This is a genomic window from Corynebacterium sp. UMB4614 (genome assembly GCF_030217065.1).
Lineage (GTDB): Bacteria > Actinomycetota > Actinomycetes > Mycobacteriales > Mycobacteriaceae > Corynebacterium.
On record NZ_JASONC010000120.1, the window covers coordinates 1 to 239 of the forward strand.

The 239-nt window shown below is 46.4% G+C and carries 1 protein-coding gene; it reads right to left on the minus strand.

What is annotated here, in order from left to right:
• On the minus strand, positions 1-239 hold a 239-nt coding region (locus QP413_RS10160; RefSeq protein ID WP_284781631.1), incomplete at both ends, for a hypothetical protein.

Genomic DNA, 239 nt, shown 5'->3' on the forward strand with positions numbered 1-239 from the left:
TGCTCCATATGCATAGCCATTAAGCGAGCTGGAGTTGGCTGTTGCAAACATGACATTGTGAGCAGCTTTGCGTAAGAAATATACAGCCGTTGGATTATCTGTATTCTTAAACTGTTCGAAAATGCGCCATGTTAGTTGGATATCTGATCCAGCAGCCACACCCTGCATAGGAACCATGTATGGGGAAGCAATCGTAGCGAAATCGGTAATAACAGCGCCTTGGAAGCCCCACTCGTTGC